2 rRNA genes are annotated in these 3,423 nt (G+C 56.0%); both read left to right on the top strand.

Annotation, left to right across the window (positions count from 1 at the left end):
* The first annotated feature begins 47 nt into the window (after positions 1-47).
* Positions 48-3,180: ribosomal RNA gene (locus ACFXGJ_RS23935) — 23S ribosomal RNA — on the top strand.
* Positions 3,181-3,304: 124 nt separating this feature from the next.
* Positions 3,305-3,421, top strand: a 5S ribosomal RNA gene (rrf, locus tag ACFXGJ_RS23930).
* Positions 3,422-3,423 lie beyond the last annotated feature (2 nt).

Raw genomic sequence — 3,423 nt, 5'->3', positions numbered from 1 at the left:
CGGTTGTGTGTTGTTTGAGAACTGCACAGTGGACGCGAGCATCTTTGTTGTAAGTAATGAAGAGCGTACGGTGGATGCCTTGGCACCAGGAGCCGATGAAGGACGTAGTAGGCTGCGATAAGCCTCGGGGAGCTGTCAAACGAGCTGAGATCCGAGGGTGTCCGAATGGGGAAACCCAGCCACAGTGATGTGTGGTTACCCGCGCCTGAATATATAGGGCGTGTGGAGGGAACGTGGGGAAGTGAAACATCTCAGTACCCACAGGAAGAGAAAACAACAGTGATTCCGTGAGTAGTGGCGAGCGAAAGCGGATGAGGCTAAACCGTGTACATGTGATAGCCGGCAGGTGTTGTGTGCGCGGGGTTGTGGGGTCTTCTTTGTCAGTTCTGCCGAGCTGGCCGACAGTAAGAAATCATCGTGTTAGTCGAAGTGGTCTGGAACGGCCTGTCGTAGAGGGTGAGAATCCCGTAGACGAAAACTCGTTGACTGTCGTAGTTGATACCCAAGTAGCAGCGGGCCCGTGAAATCTGCTGTGAATCTGTCGGGACCACCCGATAAGCCTGAATACTACCTGGTGACCGATAGCGGACTAGTACCGTGAGGGAAAGGTGAAAAGTACCCCGGGAGGGGAGTGAAATAGTACCTGAAACCGTGCGCTTACAATCCGTCAGAGCCTTCGAGCAGCTTGCTGCTGGGGGTGATGGCGTGCCTTTTGAAGAATGAGCCTGCGAGTTAGTGGCATGTGGCGAGGTTAACCCGTGTGGGGTAGCCGTAGCGAAAGCGAGTCCGAATAGGGCGGTCCAGTCGCATGTTCTAGACCCGAAGCGGAGTGATCTACCCATGGCCAGGGTGAAGCGACGGTAAGACGTCGTGGAGGCCCGAACCCACTTAGGTTGAAAACTGAGGGGATGAGCTGTGGGTAGGGGTGAAAGGCCAATCAAACTCCGTGATAGCTGGTTCTCCCCGAAATGCATTTAGGTGCAGCGTCGCGTGTTTCTCACCGGAGGTAGAGCTACTGGATGGTCTAGGGGGCCCACAAGCTTACCGAAATCAGCCAAACTCCGAATGCCGGTGAGTGAGAGCGCGGCAGTGAGACTGCGGGCGATAAGGTTCGTAGTCGAGAGGGAAACAGCCCAGATCGCCAGCTAAGGTCCCTAAGCGTGTACTAAGTGGAAAAGGATGTGGGGTCGCGAAGACAACCAGGAGGTTGGCTTAGAAGCAGCCACCCTTGAAAGAGTGCGTAATAGCTCACTGGTCAAGTGATCCTGCGCCGACAATGTAGCGGGGCTCAAGTACACCACCGAAGCTGCGGCATTCGTGCAATACACCTCGGTTCTCCTGCGGGAGGGCCGGCAGTGGTACGGATGGGTAGGGGAGCGTCGTGCAGCCGTGGAAGCGCCGGAGTGATCCAGGTGTGGAGGCTGCACGAGTGAGAATGCAGGCATGAGTAGCGAAAGAAGAGTGAGAAACTCTTCCGCCGAATGACCAAGGGTTCCTGGGCCAGGTTAATCCGCCCAGGGTGAGTCGGGACCTAAGGCGAGGCCGACAGGCGTAGTCGATGGACAACGGGTTGATATTCCCGTACCCGTGTGAACGCGCCCCTGGTGAATCAGTGACACTAACCGTCCTGAAGCGTCCTTACTTCCCTTCGGGGAACCTGGACGTGGATGCACGGGACCTGATCTGGTAGTAGCCAAGCGATGGGGTGACGCAGGAAGGTAGCTGAGCCAGTCAGTGGTAATACTGGTGTAAGCGTGTAGGGCGAGTGGTAGGCAAATCCGCCACTCATACAGCCTGAGACGTGATGCATAGCCGATTGAGGCGAATTCAGTGATCCTATGCTGCCGAGAAAAGCCTCTAGCGAGCTTTCACACGGCCCGTACCCCAAACCGACACAGGTGGTCAGGTAGAGAATACTAAGGCGATCGAGATAACTATGGTTAAGGAACTCGGCAAAATGCCCCCGTAACTTCGGGAGAAGGGGGGCCTCGTCTGGTGACGGAACTTGCTTCCTGAGCTGGGTGGGGCCGCAGAGACCAGTGAGAAGCGACTGTTTACTAAAAACACAGGTCCGTGCGAAGTCGTAAGACGATGTATACGGACTGACGCCTGCCCGGTGCTGGAAGGTTAAGAGGACCGGTTAGCTCTTCGGAGCGAAGCTGAGAATTTAAGCCCCAGTAAACGGCGGTGGTAACTATAACCATCCTAAGGTAGCGAAATTCCTTGTCGGGTAAGTTCCGACCTGCACGAATGGCGTAACGACTTCTCAGCTGTCTCAACCATAGACTCGGCGAAATTGCATTACGAGTAAAGATGCTCGTTACGCGCGGCAGGACGAAAAGACCCCGGGACCTTCACTATAGCTTGGTATTGGTGTTCGGTTCGGTTTGTGTAGGATAGGTGGGAGACTGTGAAGCGGGCACGCCAGTGTTCGTGGAGTCGTTGTTGAAATACCACTCTGATCGTATTGGACATCTAACCTCGGACCATGATCTGGTTCAGGGACAGTGCCTGGTGGGTAGTTTAACTGGGGCGGTTGCCTCCCAAAATGTAACGGAGGCGCCCAAAGGTTCCCTCAGCCTGGTTGGCAATCAGGTGTCGAGTGCAAGTGCACAAGGGAGCTTGACTGTGAGACTGACAGGTCGAGCAGGGACGAAAGTCGGGACTAGTGATCCGGCACCGGCAAGTGGAAGCGGTGTCGCTCAACGGATAAAAGGTACCCCGGGGATAACAGGCTGATCTTCCCCAAGAGTCCATATCGACGGGATGGTTTGGCACCTCGATGTCGGCTCGTCGCATCCTGGGGCTGGAGTAGGTCCCAAGGGTTGGGCTGTTCGCCCATTAAAGCGGCACGCGAGCTGGGTTTAGAACGTCGTGAGACAGTTCGGTCTCTATCCGCCGCGCGCGTTAGAAACTTGAGGAAGGCTGTCCCTAGTACGAGAGGACCGGGACGGACGAACCTCTGGTGTGCCAGTTGTTCCACCAGGAGCACCGCTGGTTAGCTACGTTCGGAAGGGATAACCGCTGAAAGCATCTAAGCGGGAAGCCTGTTCCAAGATGAGGTTTCTCACCCCCTCGAGGGGGTAAGGCCCCCGGCAGACCACCGGGTTGATAGGCCAGAACTGGAAGCACGGTAACGTGTGCAGGTGACTGGTACTAATAGGCCGAGGACTTACCACAAAGAAGCTACGCGTCCACTGTGCGGTATCTGAAACAACACACAGATACCATTCACCCCCAACACCCACCCGTCAGGGTTGGTGGTTCGGGCGGGGGAATCGAATGTGTGACAGTTTCATAGAGTTACGGCGGCCATAGCGGAGGGGAAACGCCCGGCCCCATTCCGAACCCGGAAGCTAAGCCCTCCAGCGCCGATGGTACTGCACTCGACAGGGTGTGGGAGAGTAGGACACCGCCGAACAT

The organism is Rhodococcus sp. NPDC059234 (genome assembly GCF_042754225.1).
GTDB lineage: Bacteria > Actinomycetota > Actinomycetes > Mycobacteriales > Mycobacteriaceae > Rhodococcus_G.
Note: the sequence above shows the minus strand (reverse complement) of the source record. Positions and strands in the feature narration are given on the sequence as shown.